A 20,937-nucleotide genomic window follows, 5' to 3' on the forward strand; every position below is an offset into this window, starting at 1 on the left:
GCATGGCGACGGGGCGGGACGGGGTGCCGCAGCTCGACTGGTATTTTGCCTATAACCTGTTCCGGCTGGTGGGTATCGTGCAGGGGATCAAGCGGCGGATGATCGATGGCAATGCATCAAGCGCACAGGCCGAGCAGACGGTGGCACGCCTGCCGATGCTGGCGGCGGCGGCGTGGCATTTCGCGACGCGCGCGGGGGCGTGAGCACGGCACCGGCATGGTCCGACATCGATCCATGTTTGGTGGAATAGTTGCCGGGTTAAGATTGGCTTAGCGGTATCCGGTGCAGACGGGGACCATGGCACAACGGCTTTCCGACGAGATTACCAGCAGCGCGTTGCGGGAAGGCGCCTTGTGGACGGCGATCGATCGGTCGCAGTTGCTGGTGGAGTTCGAGCTGGATGGCCGTGTGGCATGGGCGAACGCCAATTTCCTGAAGGCGACGGGGTATCGGCTGGCCGAGATTGTCGGCCAGCATCACCGGCTGTTCTGTCCGCCCGATTTCGCCGCCTCCCCCGAATATGACGCATTCTGGCGCGCGCTGGCGAAAGGGTGCTTTCAGGCCGGGCAGCATCGCCGGCTGGGACGGGACGGACGCGCCTTGTGGGTGGAGGCGACGTACAACCCGATCTGCGACGCCGCAGGGGTGCCGCAAAAGGTGCTGAAGATCGCCACCGACGTGACCGGGCAGCGCCGCGCCGCCGCCGCGGCCGAGGGCATGTTGAGCGCCATCGACCGGTCGCAGGCGGTGATCGAGTTCGACCTGACCGGCCGCATTCTGCACGCCAACGCGATCTTCTCCGACCTGTTCGGATATGGCGTCGAGCAGCTGGTGGGGCAGCATCACCGCCTGTTCTGCGACAGCGGCTATGGCGCCTCGCTGGAATATCATGATTTCTGGCAGGCGCTGGGCAAGGGGCATTTCGCGTCCGGCCGGTTCCAGCGGCGCGGCGCGGACGGCCGGCCGATCTGGATCCAGGCGACCTACACCCCGATCCTGGATGCGGACCGTCAGCCGTGGAAGGTGGTGAAGTTCGCCACCGATATCTCCGCACAGGTCAAGCTGGAGCAGGAGGTGGCGGCGCGGCTGGACGAGAGCCAGCGGTTCCGGGGCGAAGCGGATGCGCGCCGCGCGGACGTAGAGCATGTGCTGGACGAGCTGACCCGCGTGGTGGACAGCATCGCCGGCATCGCCAGCCAGACCAACATGCTGGCCCTGAACGCGACGATCGAGGCAGCGCGGGCGGGTGACGCCGGGCGCGGCTTCGGCATCGTCGCCAGCGAGGTGAAGAAACTGGCCAACGACACGCGCGCCGCGACCCATGCGGCGCGCGCGATGCTGGCGGATACGGCGGCGTTCGCCACCCGCTGAGATCAAGCGGGGACGAGGTCCTCCGCCAGGGCGGCGGCGCGAATGTCGGCGATCAGCGCCTCCACCCGGTCCGGATCGGCATCCCAGGCGAACATGAACCGGGCGCCGCCGCCGATAAAGGTGTAGAAGCGCCATCCCCGCTCCCGCAGGCCCGCGAGCACGGATTCGGGCGCCTGGAGGAACACCGCGTTCGCCTCCACCGGGAACATCAGCCCGATGCCGGGCAGGTCGGCGACCCGCTGTGCCACGCGCTGTGCACAGGCATTGGCGTGGGCGGCATTGCGGACCCAGGCACCGCTGTCGAGCAGGCCGACCCAGGGGGCAGCGAGGAAGCGCATCTTGGACGCAAGCTGGCCCGCCTGCTTGCAGCGATAATCGAAATCCTGCGCCAGCGCGCGATCGAAGAACAGGATCGCCTCGCCCACGCCCATGCCGTTCTTGGTGCCACCAAAGCACAGCACGTCGACCCCGGCCTGCCATGTCATCGCCGCGGGCGAGCAGCCGAGCGTGGCGCAGGCGTTGGCGAAGCGGGCGCCGTCCATGTGAAGGCGCAGGCCCAGTTCGCGGCAGGTGGCGGACAGCGCCTCGATCTCGGCGATGGTATAGACCTGGCCGGTCTCGGTCGGCTGGGTGATGGTGACGGCGCGCGTCTTGGGGAAGTGGATGTCGGAGCGGCTGGTGGCGAGCGCACGCACCGCCTGAGGCGTCAGCTTGCCGTCGGCGGTCTGCGCGACGAGCAGCTTGGAGCCGTTGGAGAAGAATTCGGGCGCGCCGCACTCGTCGGTTTCGACATGGGCAGACGAGGAGCAGATGACGCTGTGATAGGACTGGCAGAGCGCGGCGAGCGCCAGCGAATTGGCGGCGGTGCCGTTGAAGGCGAAGAAGACCTCGCAATCGGTGTCGAACAGGCGACGAAACGCATCGGCAGCGGCATCCGTCCAGGGATCGTCGCCATAGGCGGGGGCATGGCCGCGGTTCGCCTGCGCCATCGCGTCCCAAGCCTCCGGACAGATGCCGGCGTAGTTGTCGCTCGCAAATTGCTGGGCAGTGTGGGGCACGCGTAGGGTTCCTGTCTTGCAGAGACGGAACGACGCAATGGGAAGGGCCCGAGGTTTGCCAGTCGGCCACATCCCCCCATCCGCGGATGGGGGCACCACCTTGCCCGGGAGCAGGTTGGTGCCGGGCGTCGGCCCGACTCTTGATGTTGTGGCGGGGCGGGTAGCAAAGGATTGTGGGCAGGGCAAGGGGCGCGTCAGATGCGCTGACGGATCAGGCCTTCCTGGGCGACGCTGGCGACGAGGCGACCGTCGGCGGCAAAGATGGTGCCGCGGTTGAACCCGCGTGCGTGGCCGGCCCAAGGGCTGTCGGTGACGTAGAGCAGCCATTCGTCGGCGCGGAACGGCTCGTGCAGCCACAGCGCATGGTCGAGGCTGGCGGTCTGGATCGAGGGCGTCAGCCAGTGGACACCGTGGGGCAGCATGGCGGTGCCGAGCAGCGCCATGTCCGACGCATAGGCGAGGATCGCGCGGTGCATCGCGTCATCGGCGTCGATGGGCGCGACGAGGCGAAACCAGATGGCCTGTCTGGGGGCATGCTTCTCCGGCGACATCCAGTCGTGCGGATAGACCGGGCGCATCTCGATCGGGCGTTCGCGCAGCAGCAGGCGGCGGAGCTTTTCGGGAATGGCATCGGCCGTGTCGCGGCGCAGTTCCGCCTCGCTGCGCAGGGATTCCGGGGGCGGCACCTCGGGCATCATGTCCTGATGCACCAGGCCGTCCTCGGGCATCTGGAACGAGCAGGCCATGTTGAGGATCGGCCGGCCGCGCTGCATGGCGATCACCCGACGGGTGGCGAAGCTGCGCCCCTCGAAATCGCGGACGACGCGGTAGATGATCGGGAAGTCCTCGTCGCCGGGCCGCATGAAATAGGCGTGGAGCGAATGGGCGACCTTGGGCGCGTCGGTGGCGCGCTGTGCCGCCTGCAAGGCCTGCGCGATGACCTGTCCGCCAAAGACGCGGCCGACCCCGCCGGGCTGGCGACGGCCGCGATAAAGGTCGGTATCCAGTTCCTCGACATCGAGCAGGTCGACCAGGTCTTGCGCAAGGCGGCGGGGATCGGTGGTGTCATCCATCACCGACCGTGATGGCGTGCTTTCCGTAAACGTCAATAGCCCGATGCGGCTGCCAGCCGGTCGGCATGATAATTGGCGTCGCCGAAGAACTCCGCGAGAACGCGCGCGCGCTTCATGAAGAAGCCGATGTCATATTCGTCCGTCATGCCGATGCCGCCGTGCATCTGGATGCCCTCCTGCACGGCGAGCGTGGCGGCGAGGCCGGACATCGCCTTGGCGACCGACACCGCTTCATCCGCTGCCGGATCGCCGGCATCGAGCAGTTGCTGCGCCTTCAGCACCGCGGCGCGGGCCACCTCCATCTCGCTGTACAGGTGCGCGGCGCGGTGTTGCAGTGCCTGGAAGCTGCCGATCGGTTGGCCGAACTGGCGGCGTTCCTTGAGATAGCCGACCGTGCGGTCCATCGCGCCGGTGCCGACGCCGAGAAGTTCGGCCGCGGCGCCGGTGCGGCCGGCGGCGAGCAGGCGGGCGAGGGGGACGGCGCCCGCATCGACCTCTCCGACGACGGCATCGGCATCGACCTCCACGCCGTCGAAGACGAGATCGGCGGCAAGGCCGGCATCGGCGAGCCGGTGAGCGTCCGCGGACAGACCGGCACGGTCGCGATCGAGCAGGAAGAGGGTGAGCCCCGCGTGTTCGCCGGGTGCGCCTGCGGTGCGGGCGGCGACGAGGATCAGGTCGGCGGTGTGACCGTGCGTGACGAAGCGCTTGGTACCCGACAGGCGAAAGCCGTTGCCGGCGCGTTCGGCGCGCAGGGCGATATGGTCGCGATGCTTGGGCCCTTCGTCGATGGCGAGCGCGGCGACAGTGTCGCCCGAGACGATGCCGGGAAAGACGTTTGCGGCATGAGGCGTATCGCTCAACGCGGCGACGGCCGCTACTGCGGTGGACAGGAACGGGGACGGAGAAAGGTTGCGGCCGATCGCCTCCAGCACCACCCCCGCCTCGACATGGCCGAGGCCGAGGCCGCCTTGTGCCTCGGGAATGAGGATGCCGGTGAAGCCCAACTCGGCGAACTGCTTCCACAGGTCGCGCGAGAAGCCGGTCGGGTCATCGGCATCGCGCAAGCCGCGCAGGTGCGACGGCGGCGCGGCATCGCCGATAAAGTCGCGCGCGGTGTCGCGCAGCATCGACTGTTCTTCGTTCAGGAACAGGGGCATGGGGGTAGACTCCTCAGGCGCCGGGCAGGTCGAGGATGCGCTTGGCGATGATGTTGAGCTGGATCTCGCTGGTGCCGCCCTCGATCGAATTGGCCTTGGTGCGCAGCCAGGCGCGGGGCTTCGCGCCGCCGTGCGAACGCTCGCTTTCCCATTCCAGCGCGGCCGATCCGCCTGCTGCCATGACGAGTTCGTGGCGCGCCTTGTTCAGCTCGGTGCCGTAATATTTCATCATCGATGGTTGTGCCGGATGCGCCTGACCGGCCTTCAGTTCGTCCATGAACCGCTCGCTCATCGCGGCAAAGGCGCGGGCGCGAATGTCGAACAGCGCGATCTGCCCGCGGAGCAGCGGATCGGCAAGGCGACCCGCTTCGTCCCGGCCGATCGCCTTCAGCGCACCGTCGACCAGCGCGGTCTCGCCGCGCGCGCCCAGCCCCATGCCCGAGATCATCTCGCGCTCATGGCCGAGCAGATATTTGGCGACGTCCCAACCCTTGTTCTCGTGGTGGACGCGGTTGGCCTTGGGAACCTTCACGCCATCGAAAAAGGTTTCGCAAAAGGGCGAATAGCCGCTGATCAGCAGGATCGGCCGGGTCGAGACGCCGGGGGATGCCATGTCGAACAGGACGAAGCTGATCCCGCCCTGCTTGCTCTCCTTCAAGGTGCGGACGAGGCAAAAGATCCAGTCGGCCTTGTCGGCGTAGGACGTCCAGACCTTTTGGCCCGAGACGACATAATGATCGCCGGCATCCTCCGCCCAGGTGGCGAGCGAGGCGAGGTCGGAGCCGGCATTGGGTTCGGAATAGCCCTGGCACCAGCGGATTTCACCGCGCGCGATCTTCGGCAGGTGGTCGAGCTTCTGTTCCTCGGTGCCGTATTTGAGCAGCGCGGGGCCGAGCATCGAGATGCCGAAGGAATAAAGCGGGGAGCGGGCGCCGAGCGTGCGCATCTCCTCCCGCAGGATCTTGGCCTCTGCCGGCGACAGACCGCCGCCGCCGTAAGCGCGCGGCCAGTCGGGCACCGTCCAGCCGCGCGCCGCCATGCGGTCGAGCCAATCCTTCTGTGCCGGCGAGGATGGCTGGAAACGGCGGCCGCCCCAGCAGATGTCCGTGTCGGAGCGGACCGGCTCGCGCATTTCGGGCGGGCAGTTTTCCTCCAGCCAGGCGCGGGTTTCGGCGCGAAAGGTGGCGAGGTCGCTCATTTGATGTTGCCCTGGCGCAGGCTGTTCGCGACGGGAAAGCCGTGCTTGTCGAGGCCGGCGACGATCTTGTCATAGCCCTCGGCCTTTGCCCAGAACATCGGGCCGCCGCGATAGACCGGCCAGCCATAGCCGTAGATCCACACCACATCGATGTCGGATGCGCGCTGCGCCTTGCCCTCCTCCAGGATCAGCGCGCCTTCGTTGACCATGGTGTAGAGGGTGCGCTCGACGATCTCCTCGTCGCTGATCTGGCGTTGCGGGGTTTGCGTCTTCAGGCGCCATTCGTCGAGGATCTCGGCGACGCGCGGGCTGGACCGGGGCGTGCGCTTCTCGTCATAATCGTAGAAGCCGGCCTGTTTCTTCTGGCCCCAGCGCCCTTCCGCGGCGAGCTGGTCGCGGACGCTTTCGATACGGGTCGGATCGCGGTGCCAGCCGATGTCGACGCCGGCGAGGTCGGCCATCTGGAACGGGCCCATCGGCATGCCGAATTCGACATGGACGCGGTCGATCTGTTCGGGGCTGGCGCCTTCGAGCAGAAGGGCGTTGGCCTCCGTCTGGCGCGGTATCAGCATGCGGTTGCCGATGAAGCCGTAGGTGACGCCGGCGACCACCGCGACCTTCCGGATCTTTTTGGCAAGCGCCATGACGGTGGCGAGGACGTCGCCCGCCGTCTTTGCGCCCCGGACCACTTCCAGCAATTTCATGACGTTGGCGGGCGAGAAGAAGTGCATGCCCACCACGTCCTGCGGCCGGGCGGTGCAGGCGGCGATGGCGTCGATATCGAGATAGGAGGTGTTCGACGCCAGGATCGCGCCGGGCTTGGCGATGGCATCGAGGCGGGTGAAGATATCCTGCTTCACCTCCATATTCTCATAGACGGCCTCGATGACGAGATCGGGGGTGCCGAGCGCGTCGAAATCGAGGGTCGGGGTCAACAGCGCCATGGCGCGTTCGACCTGTTCGGGCGTCATCCGGCCCTTGGCCGCGGTCGCCTCGTAATTGCGGCGGATGACGGCAACGCCGCGGTCCAGCGCCTCGGCACTGGTTTCCACGATGGTGACGGGCAGGCCGGCGGACAGGAAATTCATGGCGATGCCGCCGCCCATCGTGCCGGCACCGATGATGCCGACATGATCGACAGGGCGGAGCGCGGTTTCGGCGGGCACGTCGTCGATGCGGGCGGCCTGTCGCTCGGCGAAGAACAGATGGCGCTGCGCGGCGGACTGGTTGCCCGTCATCAGGCGCATGAATTCGGACCGCTCGAACTCGACGCCCTCCGGGTAGCCGGTCTCGCTGGCCTTGACGATGCAGGCGATGTTGGCGGCCGGCGCCTCGAAACCGCGGAAGCGGCGGGCATTGGCCTTGGTGAAGGCGGCGACGGCGTCCGGGTCGGGGGCAAGCGCACGCTGCGACGCGCGGGGGATGGGACGCTTTGCCCTGATCTCCCGGGCGAAGGCGAGCGCGTCTTCGGCCAGGCTGTCCTCGCCGACGATGCGGTCGATCAGGCCGGCATCGAGCGCGGTGCGCGCGGAAACGGGATCGCCCTTGGCCGTCATTTCCAGAGCCAGCGGAATGCCGGCGACCCGGGGCAGACGCTGCGTGCCGCCGGCACCGGGGAGCAGGCCCAGCTTCACCTCGGGCGTGCCGAGCCTGGCGGAGGGCGCGGCGACGCGGTAGTGGCAGGCGAGCGCCACCTCACACCCGCCGCCCAGGGCGGTGCCGTGGATCGCGGCGACGATCGGCTTGTCCGACACCTCGATCATGTCGACCAGCATGGGGAGCAGCGGTGCCTGCATCGGCTTGCTGAATTCGGTGATGTCGGCGCCGGCAAAGAAGGTGCGGCCGTCGCAACGGATCACCATCGCGGCGATCGACGCATCGGCGACACCCTGCTTCACCGCCGCCTCCAGCCCCTGCCGGACCGCGGCGCCCAGCGCGTTCACCGGCGGGTTGTCGGAGACGATGACGAGGATGTCGTCATGTCGTTCGGTGCGGATGGGGGATGCGGCGGTGGTCATCGAACACTCTCCTGGTCGATGGCGGCGGCGTCATGCGCCATACCATGCTTTCTAATCTGAAGGAGTGTATCGCGCCGTATCTACGGCGGCGCAAGCGCATTATCGTGCCGTCCGGCCGAACCCGATCTTCAACATGATGTTGGAAGCAAAGGCTTAACGCTTTGTGTGTTTGTGTTGGCGTACAAGCGCGTTAGCCTTGGGCGGCGGACTTCAGGGAGATCGGTGATGGACGGTGCGAGCGATGACCAGGGTTCGGAGCGTGCGGAGCTGCATTTTCTGGCGGCGCTGACCGACGAGCTGATGCGCCACCTGATGGACGCGGGCGTGCTGAGCCGTGCGCAGTTGCAGGCGATCGAGAATGCGGTGGCCGAGCGTACGGGCAGCGTGCCGCGCGCCTGGTAGCGGCTAGGCGCCGGTGACGCGGCGGACGGCGTCCGCCCAGCCGGCGAGACGCGCGGCGCGGGTCGATGCGTCCAGTGAGGGGCGGAAGGTAGTGGTGGCTCCGCGCATCGCCGCGGCCTCCTCAAGCGAGCCGAACAGGCCGATGCCGACGCCGGCGAGCATCGCGGCGCCAAGCGCGGTCGTCTCCGCAAAGTGCGGCCGTTCGACCTCCAGCGCGAGCATGTCGGCCAGATCCTGCGCCATCCAGTCATTGGCGACCATGCCCCCGTCGATGCGCAGGCGGTGCCAGTCCTGACCGTCGGCGGCGAAGGCGGTCTTCAGGTCGTGCGCCTGATGCGCCATCGCCTCCAGCGCGGCACGCACGACATGCGCCTTGTTCGAGGCGAAGCTGAGCCCGGAAATGGCGGCGCGCGCGTCCGGCTCCCACCAGGGGGCGCCAAGGCCGCTGAGCGCGGGCACGAGATAGACACCGGCGCTGTCCGGCACGCTGCGGGCGAGCGCGTCGGTTTCGGCGGCGTCGCGGATCAGCCCAAGCGAGTCGCGCAGCCACTGGATCAGGCTGCCGGCGACGAACACCGATCCTTCCAGCGCATAGGTGCGCATGCCGCCGACCTGCCACGCGATGGTGGACAGCAGGCGATGGCCGGAGGTGCAGGCGCGGGTGCCGGTGACCGACAGGATGAAGGCACCGGTACCGAAGGTCGCCTTGGTCTCGCCGGGCTTGAGGCACGACTGGCCGATGGTGGCGGCCTGCTGGTCGCCGGCAAGCCCGGTGATCGGGATGGCGCCGCCGAAGGCGCTGGTGGTGCCGAAGCGGCCGGCGCAGTCAGTGATTTCGGGCAGCGCGGATAGCGGCACGTCGAACAGCGCGGCCAGATCGTCGTCCCAGCCGCCGCCGGGGGCGGTGTTCATCAGCGCGGTGCGGCTGGCGTTGCTGGCATCGGTGATGTGCAGGCCACCGGTCAGTTTCCAGACCAGCCAGCTTTCCACGGTGCCGATCGCCAGCCGGTCGCCGGCTTCGGCCAGTTGCGGCCAGTGACGCAGCGCCCAGCCGATCTTGGAGGCGGAGAAATAGGGATCGAGGATCAGGCCGGAGCGCGCCTGGACGAGCGGTTCATGGCCATGCTCGCGCAACTGGCGGCATTCGGCGGCGGTGCGGCGATCCTGCCAGACGATGGCGGGGGCGAGCGGCTCGCCGGTCGCCTTGTCCCAGAACACCACGGTTTCGCGCTGGTTGGCGATGCCGATCGCGGCGATCCGGTCCGCCCCGCCGGCTTGCGCGACCATCGCGGCGGTGACGTTGAGTGAGCGGCGCCAGATTTCGGCGGCGTCATGTTCGACCCAGCCGGGCCGGGGATAATGCTGGGTCAGGGCCGACGCCTCGCTGGCGACGCAGCGGCCATCGGCGGTGAACAGCATCGCGCGGGTGGAGGTGGTGCCCTCGTCCAGGACCAGAAGATATTCACGCATCGGCGGTACGCTAGCCGGGATTACTTGGACCAGGAAAGGCGCTAGACCAGATATCATGCAAGACACCGATCCCGATCAGCCGGCGGATGCCGCGCCGCCCCCGACGCTTCCCATGGGGGACAGTATCCTGGGCATTCCGAGCGGCGTGGACGCGGAGGATGCGGTGCGGATCGCGATGCGGCGCGACCGGCTGCTCGCCGCGCTGACCCTGACCGCGGGGGTGGGGCTGGTGCTGGCGTTGCCCTTTGCGTTGAAGGAAGGGGCGGAGTTCTTCCTGCCGCTCACCACCGCACTGGTGATCGCGGTGGCGCTGGTGCCGGTTCTGGAATGGCTGGAGCGGCGGCGGGTGCCGTCGCCGCTGGCGTCGATCCTGTGCGTGCTGATCTTCCTGATCGTCGCCAATGTCGCGCTGGCCGCGATCGTGGTGCCGGCGACCGACTTCTTCCGGCTGTTGCCGAGTCGGCTGGGGCGCATCCAGGACAATCTGGCGCCGCTGCTCGACCTGTATTCCAACCTGGAACGCTATGTGAACCGGGCGCTGCGGCAGGTGGCGTCGACACCGGTGCGATCGCCCTCGACCCCGGCGGTGGCGCCGCCGTCTTCCATTCTGGAGCTGGCGGCGACGTCGGCGCCGACGGTGATCGTGCAGTTCCTGTTCGGGGTGCTGGTGGTGTTCTTCTTCCTGTCGGGGTGGACGCGGATGCGCCAGCAGACGATCACCGGGCGGACGAGCTTCGATGGGGCGATGGCGACAGCGCGGGTGATCCAGGACGTGGTGGACGACGTGTCGGCCTATCTGGGGACGATCACGATCATCAACCTGGCGCTGGGCGGGGCGGTGGCCGGGGTGCTGGCGCTCTACGGCATGCCCTATCCGCTGATGTGGGGCGGCATCGTCGCGCTGTTGAACTACATCCCCTATTTCGGGCCGGTGATCGGCGCGATCCTGCTGGCACTGGGCGGGCTGATGACCTTTGGCGACATCTGGACCGCGCTGGTGCCGCCGGCGATCATGTACGGCATGCACCTGGTGGAGGCGAACGCGATCACGCCGTTCGTGGTGGGCCACCGGCTGACGATCAATCCGATCCTGATCCTGATCTCGCTGAGCTTCTGGGGATGGGTGTGGGGCACGATCGGCGCGCTGCTGGCGGTGCCGCTGCTCATCATCATCCAGACCGTCATCAAGGCGGCGGGCAAGCCCGATATAGCCGGTTTCCTGTTCGAGCACGGCACGCTCGTCCAGCAGCAGCAGGACCGCCGCAAGCCGGCCGCGAAAGAGCCGTGAAAAAGAGGCGTTGACACCCGTCGGGCGCTCGCCTAGTTGGCGCGCCTCGACGCTTTCAGCGGGTGTAGCTCAGTTGGTTAGAGCGCCGGCCTGTCACGCCGGAGGTCGCGGGTTCGAGCCCCGTCACTCGCGCCATTTCCCCTTGTCGGGGCGGTGGTCAAGGAATGTCGAAATCCCTGTGGATCGCACGATCTCGCGCTAGTGCGACATCGGACGCTTAGCGGGTGTAGCTCAGTTGGTTAGAGCGCCGGCCTGTCACGCCGGAGGTCGCGGGTTCGAGCCCCGTCACTCGCGCCATCCCTTTCATGGGACGGCGTATCCACCGCCTCGCGGGATGCGAGGGTTTTATTCTCCCCGGTGATGTTGAAAACTCAGGTGCGGCTTTGGTCGGGCGCCTGTTGATTTTTGTTCGCGCGAAGACGCGAAGGCGCGAAGAAGATTTTGTTCGCGCGGAGACGCGGAGGCGCGGAGAGGTTCGCCGAGCCGAAGGCTCATTCATTTACCACAGGCCGTTGCTTGTCTTCCGATCGCGGAGGTCAGGCGCGGCTGCGGCAGGCGCAACTTCTCCGCGCCTCCGCGCCTCCGCGTGAACCCATCTTCTTATCTTCGCGTCTTCGCGTCTTCGCGTGAATCAAGATTACCGCCGCCCGCCTTCCATCCAGCGGAGGAGGGGTTTCATCGGCGTGATCCAGACGATGCCGGTGACGAGATAGAACACCAGTTGCAGCGTCCAGTGCCAGCGGCCGACCGTGACGGACAGGCTGGTGATCAGGATGGCCCAGGCGGCGATGATCGCGAGGATCAGGAGCATGCCTGCGGGTTTGCGCCAACTGGGGTTCATGGGACGATCCAATCGAGTTCGGTGGCGATCGCGTGCAGCGGGATGTCCCAGGCGTCGGGCGCGAGGGCATCGACCTGTTGCACGCTCCAGGCGATGCCGATGCGGCGGGCATCGGGAAATTCGGCGAAGGCGCGGTCATAGTGGCCGGCGCCTTGGCCCAGCCGGTTGCCCCGCGCGTCAAAGGCGACGAGGGGCGTGAGGATGATATCCGGCGTGGCGGGCGGTGCGGCGGGCAGGGGCTGGAGCAGGCCGAAGGGGCCGGCGGCGAGCGGCGACGTGCCGTCCCAGTGCAGGAAGCGGAGCGGCGTCGCGCGGTCGACGACATGGGGGAGGGCCAGGCGCAGCCCAGCGGTCAGTGCGGCCCGCGCGAAGGGCGCGGGATCGGCCTCTGCACCGACGGGCATGTAGCTGGCGATCGTGCGTGCGCCGTGCAGCAGGCCCGCGAAGGCGGACGGTACGGGCAGAGGGTGCGTGCGATCATGCCCGTCGCGAACCGCCCGCATGCGGGCGCGCAGAGCGCGCTTATCGGTCATGAAAGGCGGGTGGCGGGACCGCCATGGCCGTTTGCCGGAATATCCACTGACGCCCAGTACGTCAGGTGGGGACCATGTGCGTCGGGCCAGGGCCCGGGCAGGGACAGCCCCCTTGGATGATGAATAGCCTCAGGGATGATCGAGGCTCGTACCGGGCAGAACCCGCCGGACACGGACTTAGGCGCTCGGACCGGTTTGCTCAAGGGCATTGGCGAGACTTTCCAACCGATCGGCGATGCGATCGAGCGTCGCCTCGCTGATCGCGGCGCCCGCCGGGGGCTGGCGCTCGACGGCTTCGAGGTCGTCGGCGAGCATCAGGGCGACGAAGAGCATCGCGCGTTCGCCATGCTGGCCGCCGGCGGCGCGCAGCGCCGCGGTCCAGCGCTGATCGAGAACCTGCCCCAGCGTGCGCAGCCGCGCCTCTTCGCCATCGCGGCATTGCACGGTGTGCGGGCGGCCGCCGATGCTGAGCGTGACCTGTGCCATCAGTTCTGCGCCCCGCGCGCGATGACCTCGTCGAGCGCATGCACCGCCTCCGCCATGCGCTCCTTAAGCGCGGCGTGGCGTTCGGCCAGCGCAGCGGCACTGTCCAGCCGCGCCTCGATCGCGGATTCGATGCGCGCGATGGCGGCGTCGATACGGTCCACGGCGGTGGCGGGCGGTGCGGTCGGCTCTGGCATGATCCGGACTTAGGCGGCGGCCGGGGTTGCGGCAAGCGGGAAGCAGTGCACCGCCCATGTTGCCGGCGAAGGCGGCGCAACGGTTGACAGCAGGCGGCGCGGCTCCGAAAGGCAGTGCCGAACGCTTAAGCGCGTGCAGTGCAGCGATGTACCGTGACGGGCGGGCGTGATGATCGCCGGGGTGCTCCCGGTGATTTGACAGACATTTGTAGGAGATTGCTGGCATGACGGTCAAGGTTGCAATCAACGGCTTCGGCCGCATCGGTCGTCTGGTCGCCCGCGCCATTCTGGAGCGCGGCGCAGGCGAACTGGAGCTGGTCGCGATCAACGACCTGGCGGACGCCAAGTCGAACGCCTGGCTGTTCAGCCGCGACAGCGTGCACGGCAAGTATCCGGGCGAGGTTCATGCCGAGGGCAACGACATCGTCATCGACGGCAAGCACATCCGCGTGACCGCCGAGCGCGATCCGGCCAACCTGCCGCACAAGGAACTGGGCGTCGACCTGGTGCTGGAGTGCACCGGCTTCTTCACGGACAAGGCATCGTGCCAGAAGCATCTGGATGCCGGCGCCAAGAAGGTGCTGATCTCGGCACCCGGCAAGGGCGTGGACCTGACCGTCGTGTACGGCGTGAACCATGACAAGCTGGAGGCCGGTCACACGATCGTGTCGAACGCGTCGTGCACCACCAACTGCCTGGCGCCGGTGGCCAAGGTGCTGAACGATGCGATCGGCATCGAGCGCGGCCTGATGACCACGGTGCATGCCTATACCAACGACCAGAAGATCCTCGACCAGATCCACCCGGACCTGCGCCGCGCGCGCGCCGCGGCGATGTCGATGATCCCGACCACCACGGGTGCCGCCCGCGCGGTCGGCGAGGTCCTGCCCGAGCTGAAGGGCAAGCTGGACGGCTCGGCGATCCGCGTGCCGGTGCCCGATGTCAGCCTGGTCGACCTGACCTTCACGCCCAAGCGCGACACCACCAAGGACGAGGTGAACGCGATCCTGAAGGCCGCCGCGGACGAGGGCCCGCTGAAGGGCGTGCTGGTCTTCTCGGACGAGCCGCTGGTCTCGATCGACCTGATGCACTCGCCGCAATCCTCGACCGTCGACAGCCTGGAGACGGCGGTGATCGACGGCAAGCTGGTGCGCGTGGTCAGCTGGTACGACAATGAATGGGGCTTCTCCAACCGCATGGTCGACACCGCGACCGCCATGGCGAAGTTCCTCTGAGCCGAGCGTGATTGGAAGGATGGGGCGGGCATGACGGGTACGCTTGCAGGCATCGCACGGCGTGCCCGCCCCAAGGCACCGATGGAGGTGCTGACCAGCGCGGCGGTGACGCTGGACGGCGGGGTCGAGGGCGACTGGCGAGGCCAGGTAAAGCCCGGTGGCCGCGGCCGGCGGCAGGTGTCGCTGATCGAGCGGCGCGACTGGCTGGCGGCGATGGCCGAGCTGGGCACCGACCTGCCCTGGCAGGAGCGGCGCGCGAACCTGCTGGTCGATGATTTCGACTTGCCGCAGGTACCGGGGACGCGGTTGCGCATCGGCCCGGTGCTGCTGGAAATCACGGTGGAATGCGATCCGTGCATCCGGATGGAGGCGGTGGCGCCCGGGCTGGAGGCGGCATTGACCCCGGACTGGCGCGGCGGCGCGCTGGCGCGCGTGATCGAGGGCGGAACGATCGCTGTCGGCGATCAGATCAGGATCGAGGAAGCATGACCAAGGCATTCAAGACGCTCGACGATATCGGCGAACTCCATGGCAGGCGCGTGCTGGTGCGCGAGGACCTGAACGTACCGATGGCGGACGGACAGGTGAGCGACGACACCCGGCTGCGCGCCACGATCGCGACCGTCACCGAACTGGCGGACAAGGGCGCAATCGTGTTGATCTTGGCGCATTTCGGCCGGCCCAAGGGCGTGCCGAACCCGGACATGTCGCTGGCGATGCTGGCGCGGCCCTATGGCGCGGTGCTGGGGCGCGAAGTGCGCTACATCGACTGGGAAGGCGACGCGGCGGCGGTGGCCACGATGCAGCCGGGCGACATCGCGATCCTGGAGAACACCCGTTTCTTCGGCGGCGAGGAAAAGAACGACCCGGCGGTGGTCGAGCGGTTCGCGAAGCTCGGCGACCTGTACGTCAACGATGCGTTTTCCGCCGCGCACCGGGCGCATGCCTCGACCGAGGGGCTGGCGCGGGTGTTGCCCGCCTATGCGGGCCGCGCGATGGAGGCCGAACTCGACGCGCTGGAAAAGGCGCTGGGCGCGCCCGAGCATCCGGTGGCGGCCGTGGTCGGCGGGGCCAAGGTCTCGACCAAGCTGGCGGTGCTGAAGCATCTGGTCGGCAAGGTCGATCACCTGATCATCGGTGGCGGCATGGCCAATACCTTTCTGGCGGCGCGCGGCGTCGACGTGGGCAAGTCGCTGTGCGAACACGACCTGACCGACACGGCCGAAGAGATTCTGGAGGCGGCGGACCGGGCGAACTGCACCGTCCACCTGCCGTACGACGTGGTGGTCGCCACCGAATTCAAGCCGAACCCCGCGACGCGGACGGTGAACGTCCATGAAGTGGCCGCGGACGAGATGATCCTCGACCTGGGGCCGAACGCGGTGGAAGCGCTGGGCGACGTACTGAAGAATTGCCGGACGCTGGTGTGGAACGGGCCGCTGGGTGCGTTCGAAACGCCGCCCTTCGACACCGCCACCGTCAGCCTGGCCAAGACCGCCGCGGCGCTGACGCAGGATGGCAGCCTCGTCTCCGTCGCCGGCGGCGGGGATACGGTGGCCGCGCTGAACCAGGCGGGCGTGGGGGACAAGTTCACCTTCGTCTCGACCGCAGGCGGTGCGTTCCTGGAATGGATGGAAGGCCGGGAACTGCCGGGGGTGGCCGCGCTTCGCGCCTGAACACCCTCAAAAGGTTAGACATTTAGACGCCGCGGGGGCTTACGGGCCGCCGCGGCGTTTTTCGTCATGGTGCATTGCAATGCACGGCCAAGCGGCGTAGGTTAAACGCGTTAAACGGAGAGTGATGGATGCTCGGCGTCCGGTTGGATACGGAACTGGAAGAACGGCTGGCGGCCGTGGCGCGCACGCAGGGGCGCAGCAAGAGCGACATCGCGCGCGAGGCGGTGCGGCGCTATGTCGACCTGCACGACGAAGCGTATCGCCGGGAGGCACGCCGTCAGTCCGAGCGCGCATCGCGGCGGGACAAGGCCGAGGATTTCGCGCTGTGGAATGCGATGGCGGCCGAGGACGCGGCATGAAGATCAGCCACGGCGCGATCGTGCTGGCGGGCACCGGGGAGGAGGGCGGCGATCACCGCCCGTTCCTGGTGGTCCAGTCCGACCTGTACAACGAGACGCACAACACCATCACCCTGTGCCCGATGACCAGCGTGGTGGGGGGCGAGGCGCTGTTCCGCGTCGCCTTCTCCCCGCGCGAGCATACCGGCCTCACCGTCGAGTGCGAGGTGCAGTGCGACAAGATCCTGTCGGTGCCGCGCGGGCGCATCGTCAAGGTGCTGGGCCATGCCTCGCCCACACGGATGGAGCAGGTGGACCAGGCGCTCCGGCGCTGGCTGATGCTCTGATCCCGATCCTTTCACGTCACCTTCCTCAGGAGAGTTCGATGACCCCGATCGTCAAGGCCATATTGGACAAGTACGAAGGCACCAATCCGGCGGTGAAGGCCAATCTGGCCCGCATCCTGATGCAGGGACGGCTGGGCGGCACCGGCAAGCTGATCATCCTGCCGGTCGATCAGGGGTTCGAGCATGGGCCGGCGCGCTCCTTTGCGGTCAACCCCGACGCCTACGACCCGCATTACCATTTCCAGCTGGCGATCGATGCCGGCCTGTCGGCCTATGCCGCGCCGCTGGGCATGCTGGAGGCGGGCGCGGAGACCTTTGCCGGGCAGATCCCGACCATCCTGAAGATCAACAGCTCCAACAGCTGGGCCACCTCGATCAACCAGGCGGTGACGGGCAGCGTCGAGGACGCGGTGCGGCTGGGCTGCGCGGCGATCGGCTTCACCATCTATCCCGGGTCGGACGGCATCTTCGATGCGATGGACCAGATCGCCATCCTGTCCGCACAGGCCAAGGAGGCGGGCCTCGCCACGGTGATCTGGAGCTATCCGCGCGGCGGCAAGCTGTCCAAGGACGGCGAGCTGGCGCTGGACGTCGGGGCCTATGCCGCGCACATGGCGGCGCTGCTGGGCGCGCACATCATCAAGGTGAAGCTGCCCTCCGCGCATATCGAGCAGCCGGAGGCGCAAAAGGTGTATGAGGGCACCGACTGGTCCAACCAGGCGGACCGCGTGCGCCATGTGGTGCAGGCGAGCTTTGCCGGGCGCCGGATCGTGGTGTTCTCGGGCGGTGCGGCCAAGGGCGCGGACGCGGTCTATCAGGATGCCCGCGACATTCTGGCCGGGGGCGGCAACGGATCGATCATCGGGCGCAACACCTTCCAGCGGCCGCGGGCCGATGCGGTGGCGATGCTCGACAAGCTGGTCGCGATCTACAAGGGCGAGGCATGAGCCATCTTCCCCTCCCGCTTGCGGGAGGGGAGTTGTTGCGCGCCGGTTGCGCGACTAGGAGCGGGGCATGACGCTTGAAGACGATCCGCTTGGCCCGCTCGACCCCGATTTCGCCGCCGCGTTCACGCGCGACGTGCGGCGCCCGCCGTGCCAGCTCTACCTGATCTCGCCGCTGGAGGTCGGGGGCGACTTTCCCGATCGGCTGGCGCGCGCGCTGGACGCCGGGCCGGTGGCGGCGTTCCAGTTCCGGGTCAAGGACATGGACCAGCATGTCGCGGCCAAGCTGGCCGAGCCGTTGCAGCGGCTGTGCGCCGATCGCGAGGTCGCCTTTATCGTCAACGATTCGATCAGCCTGGCCAAGCGGCTCGGGGCGGACGGCGTGCATCTGGGGCAGGATGACGGCGACCCGCGCGAGGCGCGCGACGTGCTGGGGCCGTCGGTGCAGATCGGCGTGACCTGTCATGACAGCCGCCATCTGGCGATGGAGGCGGGCGAGCGCGGCGCGGATTATGTCGCGTTCGGCAGCTTCTATCCGACCACGACCAAGGCGGTGAAGCATCAGGCGGAACCGGTGCTGCTATCCTGGTGGTCGACGGTGTTCGAACTGCCGGCGGTGGCGATCGGGGGGATCACCCCGGACAACGCCGCGCCGCTGATCCGGGCGGGCGCCGACTTCATCGCGACCTGTGGTGCGGTGTGGAACGGCGACGAGGCTGCGGCAGTGCGTGCCTTTTCCGAGGTGCTGAACGCCAGATAAGCCGCGGAACTCATTGCGGATCGGAAACAAGCAGCAGGCGCTGCGTTTTTCATCGATCTGGGCGATGGGTGTGTGGAGCGTGTGATGCGGAAGCTGGGTATGGCGATGGCGGGTGGTATCGCCGCTGCGGTAGTGGCCGTCGCGACCGGGCCGGCGCCGGCACAATCGCGTGCCGGTGACGGTACGCAGCCGCATCATGGTCCGACGACGGCTCTTCATGTGGCGGCGAGCGGCGACACGGGAACGCGCTGATCCGGATGTGCCGTGTCGGGCCTGGGCGCCATCGTTGCGGATGATGAGAATGAGCGTTGGCGTGATGTGCCGGGCGTGATGCGGTGACGCGGCTCGGTTGGGCTATCCTGGTGCTGATCCTGCTCGTGGCTGGCGCCTTTGCCTCGATGCTGTCCTTCGGGCCGTCGCCGGCGCCTGTGCCGACCCCGCGGGTTTCGGCTCCGGCAGTCGAGGTAGTGGCGAAGGGCTTGCGAGTGCCGGTGCGCGGTGCCTCCATGGCGGCATTGCGGGACAATTGGGGCGAGGCGCGGGCCGGTGGATCGCGCGAACATCATGCCATCGATATCATGGCGGCGACGGGAACGCCGGTACTCGCGACCGCGCCGGGCACCATCGAGAAGCTGTTCGACAGCCATGACGGCGGGCATACCATCTACCAGCGCAGCACCGACGGCGGCACCGTCTATTATTATGCGCATCTGGCGGGATATCGGCCCGGGTTGCACGAAGGGCAGGCGGTACGCGGCGGCGAGGCGATCGGCTTTGTCGGGGCGACGGGCAATGCCGATCCCGGCGCACCCCATCTGCATTTCGAAATCAAGCGGATGGCGCCGGGCGAGCGCTGGTGGCAGGGCACGAACGTCAACCCATACCCGCTGCTTGCCGAACCGGACGCCAATCGCTAGATCGCGCGACACCGGGCGTAGCGACGCCCTTCGCTCTTTCCAGCAGGTTGAACCCCATGAAGATCAGCGGCGTGGACATTCGTCCCGGCAACATCATCGAGTATGAAGGCGGCATCTGGCGCGCGGTGAAGATCCAGCATACGCAGCCCGGCAAGGGTGGCGCCTATATGCAGGTCGAGTTGAAGAACCTGCGCGACGGCCGCAAGAACAATGTCCGCTTCCGCTCGGCCGAGACGGTGGAGCGCGTCCGCCTCGACACCAAGGACTTCCAGTTCCTGTTCGCCGACGGCGATAGCCTGGTCTTCATGGACAAGGACACCTACGACCAGGTCTCGCTGCCGCGCGATCTGCTGGGCGATGCCGCCGCGTTCCTGCAGGACGGCATGGACGTGGTCATGGAACTCTATGACGAAGAGCCGATCAGCGTCCAGCTGCCCGACACGATCGAGGCGACCATCGTCGAGGCGGATGCGGTGGTGAAGGGGCAGACGGCCTCGTCGTCCTACAAGCCCGCGATGCTCGACAATGGCGTGCGCGTGATGGTGCCGCCGCACATCGCGGCCGGCACGCGCATTGTGGTCGACGTGTACGAGCAGACCTACGTCCGCCGCGCGGATTGATCCAAACCTTCGCTCCGGTCGCCTCGACGCGGCCGGGGCGACAAGAACAGGCTCCGTTCGCGCCATCGTGAACGGAGAGAAAGAACAGAGCCATGCCCTCCCATTCCGGTCTTCTCACCATCATGGAGCGTGCGGTGCGCAAGGCCGCGCCGCGGCTGCGTCGCGACTTCAACGAGGTCCAGCACCTGCAGGTCAGCCGCAAGGGGCCTGCCGACTTCGTGTCGATGGCCGACAAGCGTGCCGAGGAAACCATCTTCGAGGAACTGCGCAAGTCGCGGCCCGACTGGGGTTTCCTGATGGAAGAGGGCGGCGAGATCGCGGGCGACCCGACCAAGCCGCGCTTCATCGTCGATCCGCTGGATGGCACCTCCAACTTCCTGCACGGCATCCCGCATTTCTGCATTTCGATCGCGGTCGAGGAGCCGCTGGCGAATGGCAAGCGCGAGGTGACGACGGGCCTGATCTACCAGCCGCTGACCGACGAAAGCTTCTGGGCGGAAAAGGGCCGCGGTGCGTGGTTGCAGGGCGGACGCCTGCGCGTGTCGTCACGCCGCGACATGTCGGAAGCGCTGATCGCGACCGGCATTCCGTTTCTGGGGCATGGCGACTTCGTCGAATGGAGCCGCATATTCGGTGCGGTGGCACCGGAAGTGGCGGGCATTCGCCGGTTCGGTTCGGCCGCGCTCGATCTCGCCTGGGTGGCGGCGGGCCGGTATGACGGCTTCTGGGAATCCGGGCTGAAGCCGTGGGACGGGGCGGCGGGCATGCTGCTGGTCAAGGAAGCCGGCGGCTTCGTCACCGACTTCCGCGGCACCGATCGCTCGATCGAACGCGGCGAGTATCTGGCGGGCAACGAGGCGCTGCACTCGCGACTGCACAAGCTGGTCGCGAACGCTTTGCGCTGAGTGGCCTTCCTCTTCCAGTTGGGGAGGGGGAAGGGTGGGGGGTAGACCAGCAGTGCTGCGCTGCTTGGCGGCCCCTCGCCCTCCCATCGCTTCGCGACGGGCC

At 67.7% G+C, this 20,937-nt stretch carries 24 protein-coding genes, 2 tRNA genes, 1 pseudogene and 1 riboswitch; of the genes and pseudogenes, 17 read left to right on the forward strand and 10 right to left on the reverse strand.

The features are described from left to right. Positions 1-203: pseudogene (locus OXR08_RS10030) on the forward strand (phosphotransferase family protein); the annotation flags it as partial. A gap of 94 nt (positions 204-297) precedes the next feature. Continuing rightward, entirely contained in the window at positions 298-1,371 is a 1,074-nt protein-coding gene (locus OXR08_RS18690) for a PAS domain-containing methyl-accepting chemotaxis protein (RefSeq protein WP_346731898.1), read from the forward strand. Between the two features lie 2 nt (positions 1,372-1,373). On the opposite strand, the gene OXR08_RS10045 is transcribed toward OXR08_RS18690, so the two are convergent. The 5 genes from OXR08_RS10045 to OXR08_RS10065 all read right to left on the reverse strand — a co-directional run bounded on the left by OXR08_RS10045 (position 1,374) and on the right by OXR08_RS10065 (position 7,878). Further along, positions 1,374-2,429, reverse strand: coding sequence for a low specificity L-threonine aldolase (locus OXR08_RS10045; RefSeq protein ID WP_205411615.1), 1,056 nt, complete (start codon positions 2,427-2,429; stop codon positions 1,374-1,376). Positions 2,430-2,470: 41 nt separating this feature from the next. Next, a riboswitch (SAM-I-IV-variant riboswitch) is annotated at positions 2,471-2,581 on the reverse strand. A 42-nt stretch (positions 2,582-2,623) separates the two neighbouring features. Then, positions 2,624-3,502, reverse strand: coding sequence for an acyl-CoA thioesterase II (locus OXR08_RS10050; protein WP_267349532.1), 879 nt, complete (start codon positions 3,500-3,502; stop codon positions 2,624-2,626). A 32-nt stretch (positions 3,503-3,534) separates the two neighbouring features. After that, complete coding sequence (locus tag OXR08_RS10055; protein ID WP_267349533.1) at positions 3,535-4,662, reverse strand: acyl-CoA dehydrogenase family protein; 1,128 nt, start codon at positions 4,660-4,662, stop codon at positions 3,535-3,537. A gap of 13 nt (positions 4,663-4,675) precedes the next feature. Next, positions 4,676-5,860, reverse strand: a complete 1,185-nt coding sequence (locus tag OXR08_RS10060) for an acyl-CoA dehydrogenase family protein (protein ID WP_267349534.1) — start codon at positions 5,858-5,860, stop codon at positions 4,676-4,678. Beyond that, complete coding sequence (locus OXR08_RS10065) at positions 5,857-7,878, reverse strand: 3-hydroxyacyl-CoA dehydrogenase NAD-binding domain-containing protein (protein WP_267349535.1); 2,022 nt, start codon at positions 7,876-7,878, stop codon at positions 5,857-5,859. Before OXR08_RS10065 ends, OXR08_RS10060 begins: the two co-directional genes overlap by 4 nt. A 225-nt stretch (positions 7,879-8,103) precedes the next feature. On the opposite strand from OXR08_RS10065, the gene OXR08_RS10070 reads away from it, so the two are divergent. Continuing rightward, positions 8,104-8,280, forward strand: a complete 177-nt coding sequence (locus tag OXR08_RS10070; RefSeq protein WP_162844001.1) for a hypothetical protein — start codon at positions 8,104-8,106, stop codon at positions 8,278-8,280. A gap of 3 nt (positions 8,281-8,283) precedes the next feature. Here OXR08_RS10070 and OXR08_RS10075 read toward each other — a convergent pair whose 3' ends face one another. After that, positions 8,284-9,750, reverse strand: a complete 1,467-nt coding sequence (locus OXR08_RS10075; RefSeq protein WP_267349536.1) for a glycerol kinase — start codon at positions 9,748-9,750, stop codon at positions 8,284-8,286. A 112-nt stretch (positions 9,751-9,862) separates the two neighbouring features. Here OXR08_RS10075 and OXR08_RS10080 point away from each other — a divergent pair, with 112 nt between their 5' ends. From OXR08_RS10080 to OXR08_RS10090, 3 genes are all read left to right on the forward strand, one after another. Further along, positions 9,863-11,038, forward strand: coding sequence for an AI-2E family transporter (locus tag OXR08_RS10080; RefSeq protein WP_240313510.1), 1,176 nt, complete (start codon positions 9,863-9,865; stop codon positions 11,036-11,038). Positions 11,039-11,096: 58 nt separating this feature from the next. Beyond that, positions 11,097-11,173, forward strand: a tRNA-Asp gene (locus OXR08_RS10085). Between the two features lie 85 nt (positions 11,174-11,258). Then, positions 11,259-11,335 (forward strand) — tRNA-Asp (locus tag OXR08_RS10090). A gap of 340 nt (positions 11,336-11,675) precedes the next feature. On the opposite strand, the gene OXR08_RS10095 is transcribed toward OXR08_RS10090, so the two are convergent. The 4 genes from OXR08_RS10095 to OXR08_RS10110 all read right to left on the reverse strand — a co-directional run bounded on the left by OXR08_RS10095 (position 11,676) and on the right by OXR08_RS10110 (position 13,092). Continuing rightward, positions 11,676-11,879 carry a DUF2842 domain-containing protein gene (locus OXR08_RS10095; protein ID WP_112382787.1) on the reverse strand — a complete coding sequence of 68 codons (204 nt, stop codon included), beginning with the start codon at positions 11,877-11,879 and terminating at the stop codon, positions 11,676-11,678. Then, entirely contained in the window at positions 11,876-12,412 is a 537-nt protein-coding gene (locus tag OXR08_RS10100) for a 5-formyltetrahydrofolate cyclo-ligase (protein ID WP_267349537.1), read from the reverse strand. Before OXR08_RS10100 ends, OXR08_RS10095 begins: the two co-directional genes overlap by 4 nt. 177 nt (positions 12,413-12,589) lie before the next feature. Continuing rightward, positions 12,590-12,898: a cell division protein ZapA gene (locus tag OXR08_RS10105; protein ID WP_112382789.1), complete on the reverse strand. Its 309-nt coding sequence runs from the start codon at positions 12,896-12,898 to the stop codon at positions 12,590-12,592. Further along, on the reverse strand, positions 12,898-13,092 hold the full coding sequence (locus OXR08_RS10110) for a hypothetical protein (RefSeq protein ID WP_112382790.1): 195 nt from the start codon (positions 13,090-13,092) through the stop codon (positions 12,898-12,900). Before OXR08_RS10110 ends, OXR08_RS10105 begins: the two co-directional genes overlap by 1 nt. 224 nt (positions 13,093-13,316) lie before the next feature. Between OXR08_RS10110 and gap the strand changes: the two genes are divergently transcribed. The 11 genes from gap to OXR08_RS10165 all read left to right on the forward strand — a co-directional run bounded on the left by gap (position 13,317) and on the right by OXR08_RS10165 (position 20,834). Beyond that, positions 13,317-14,327 carry a type I glyceraldehyde-3-phosphate dehydrogenase gene (gene gap, locus OXR08_RS10115; RefSeq protein ID WP_149683282.1) on the forward strand — a complete coding sequence of 337 codons (1,011 nt, stop codon included), beginning with the start codon at positions 13,317-13,319 and terminating at the stop codon, positions 14,325-14,327. A gap of 30 nt (positions 14,328-14,357) precedes the next feature. After that, a complete protein-coding gene (locus OXR08_RS10120) occupies positions 14,358-14,816 on the forward strand; it encodes an MOSC domain-containing protein (protein WP_112382792.1) in 459 nt (152 codons plus the stop codon). After that, positions 14,813-16,003, forward strand: a complete 1,191-nt coding sequence (locus OXR08_RS10125) for a phosphoglycerate kinase (protein WP_267349538.1) — start codon at positions 14,813-14,815, stop codon at positions 16,001-16,003. The genes OXR08_RS10120 and OXR08_RS10125 overlap by 4 nt, the downstream gene beginning before the upstream one ends. A gap of 128 nt (positions 16,004-16,131) precedes the next feature. Continuing rightward, entirely contained in the window at positions 16,132-16,362 is a 231-nt protein-coding gene (locus OXR08_RS10130) for a ribbon-helix-helix protein, CopG family (RefSeq protein ID WP_112382794.1), read from the forward strand. Then, positions 16,359-16,688, forward strand: a complete 330-nt coding sequence (locus OXR08_RS10135; RefSeq protein ID WP_112382795.1) for a type II toxin-antitoxin system PemK/MazF family toxin — start codon at positions 16,359-16,361, stop codon at positions 16,686-16,688. Before OXR08_RS10130 ends, OXR08_RS10135 begins: the two co-directional genes overlap by 4 nt. A 38-nt stretch (positions 16,689-16,726) precedes the next feature. After that, positions 16,727-17,635, forward strand: coding sequence for a class I fructose-bisphosphate aldolase (locus tag OXR08_RS10140; RefSeq protein ID WP_149683280.1), 909 nt, complete (start codon positions 16,727-16,729; stop codon positions 17,633-17,635). A gap of 67 nt (positions 17,636-17,702) precedes the next feature. Continuing rightward, the gene (gene thiE, locus OXR08_RS10145) at positions 17,703-18,392 is read left to right on the forward strand and encodes a thiamine phosphate synthase (protein ID WP_267349539.1); all 690 of its coding nucleotides are present in this window, start codon (positions 17,703-17,705) and stop codon (positions 18,390-18,392) included. 84 nt (positions 18,393-18,476) lie between these two features. Next, the gene (locus OXR08_RS10150; protein ID WP_267349540.1) at positions 18,477-18,644 is read left to right on the forward strand and encodes a hypothetical protein; all 168 of its coding nucleotides are present in this window, start codon (positions 18,477-18,479) and stop codon (positions 18,642-18,644) included. Between the two features lie 110 nt (positions 18,645-18,754). Further along, positions 18,755-19,309, forward strand: a complete 555-nt coding sequence (locus OXR08_RS10155) for a M23 family metallopeptidase (protein ID WP_346731900.1) — start codon at positions 18,755-18,757, stop codon at positions 19,307-19,309. 56 nt (positions 19,310-19,365) lie between these two features. Next, positions 19,366-19,929: an elongation factor P gene (gene efp, locus OXR08_RS10160; protein ID WP_112382798.1), complete on the forward strand. Its 564-nt coding sequence runs from the start codon at positions 19,366-19,368 to the stop codon at positions 19,927-19,929. Between the two features lie 92 nt (positions 19,930-20,021). Continuing rightward, complete coding sequence (locus tag OXR08_RS10165; protein ID WP_112382799.1) at positions 20,022-20,834, forward strand: inositol monophosphatase family protein; 813 nt, start codon at positions 20,022-20,024, stop codon at positions 20,832-20,834. The last annotated feature ends 103 nt before the right edge of the window (positions 20,835-20,937 follow it).

Origin of the sequence: Sphingomonas sp. GM_Shp_2 (assembly GCF_026540875.1) — a bacterium.
Classification (GTDB): domain Bacteria; phylum Pseudomonadota; class Alphaproteobacteria; order Sphingomonadales; family Sphingomonadaceae; genus Sphingomonas; species Sphingomonas carotinifaciens.

Coding starts and splice junctions, on each gene's coding strand:
- OXR08_RS10135 (WP_112382795.1), top strand. CDS start 16,359: ATGAAGATCAGCCACGGCGCGATCGTGCTGGCGGGCACCGGGGAGGAG.
- OXR08_RS10105 (WP_112382789.1), bottom strand. CDS start 12,898: ATGGCACAGGTCACGCTCAGCATCGGCGGCCGCCCGCACACCGTGCAA.
- OXR08_RS10065 (WP_267349535.1), bottom strand. CDS start 7,878: ATGACCACCGCCGCATCCCCCATCCGCACCGAACGACATGACGACATC.
- thiE (WP_267349539.1), top strand. CDS start 17,703: ATGACGCTTGAAGACGATCCGCTTGGCCCGCTCGACCCCGATTTCGCC.
- OXR08_RS10130 (WP_112382794.1), top strand. CDS start 16,132: ATGCTCGGCGTCCGGTTGGATACGGAACTGGAAGAACGGCTGGCGGCC.
- OXR08_RS10165 (WP_112382799.1), top strand. CDS start 20,022: ATGCCCTCCCATTCCGGTCTTCTCACCATCATGGAGCGTGCGGTGCGC.
- OXR08_RS10095 (WP_112382787.1), bottom strand. CDS start 11,879: ATGAACCCCAGTTGGCGCAAACCCGCAGGCATGCTCCTGATCCTCGCG.
- OXR08_RS10050 (WP_267349532.1), bottom strand. CDS start 3,502: ATGGATGACACCACCGATCCCCGCCGCCTTGCGCAAGACCTGGTCGAC.
- OXR08_RS10100 (WP_267349537.1), bottom strand. CDS start 12,412: ATGACCGATAAGCGCGCTCTGCGCGCCCGCATGCGGGCGGTTCGCGAC.
- OXR08_RS10110 (WP_112382790.1), bottom strand. CDS start 13,092: ATGCCAGAGCCGACCGCACCGCCCGCCACCGCCGTGGACCGTATCGAC.
- OXR08_RS18690 (WP_346731898.1), top strand. CDS start 298: ATGGCACAACGGCTTTCCGACGAGATTACCAGCAGCGCGTTGCGGGAA.
- OXR08_RS10150 (WP_267349540.1), top strand. CDS start 18,477: ATGCGGAAGCTGGGTATGGCGATGGCGGGTGGTATCGCCGCTGCGGTA.
- gap (WP_149683282.1), top strand. CDS start 13,317: ATGACGGTCAAGGTTGCAATCAACGGCTTCGGCCGCATCGGTCGTCTG.
- OXR08_RS10055 (WP_267349533.1), bottom strand. CDS start 4,662: ATGCCCCTGTTCCTGAACGAAGAACAGTCGATGCTGCGCGACACCGCG.
- OXR08_RS10080 (WP_240313510.1), top strand. CDS start 9,863: ATGGGGGACAGTATCCTGGGCATTCCGAGCGGCGTGGACGCGGAGGAT.
- efp (WP_112382798.1), top strand. CDS start 19,366: ATGAAGATCAGCGGCGTGGACATTCGTCCCGGCAACATCATCGAGTAT.
- OXR08_RS10070 (WP_162844001.1), top strand. CDS start 8,104: ATGGACGGTGCGAGCGATGACCAGGGTTCGGAGCGTGCGGAGCTGCAT.
- OXR08_RS10120 (WP_112382792.1), top strand. CDS start 14,358: ATGACGGGTACGCTTGCAGGCATCGCACGGCGTGCCCGCCCCAAGGCA.
- OXR08_RS10140 (WP_149683280.1), top strand. CDS start 16,727: ATGACCCCGATCGTCAAGGCCATATTGGACAAGTACGAAGGCACCAAT.
- OXR08_RS10060 (WP_267349534.1), bottom strand. CDS start 5,860: ATGAGCGACCTCGCCACCTTTCGCGCCGAAACCCGCGCCTGGCTGGAG.
- OXR08_RS10125 (WP_267349538.1), top strand. CDS start 14,813: ATGACCAAGGCATTCAAGACGCTCGACGATATCGGCGAACTCCATGGC.
- OXR08_RS10075 (WP_267349536.1), bottom strand. CDS start 9,750: ATGCGTGAATATCTTCTGGTCCTGGACGAGGGCACCACCTCCACCCGC.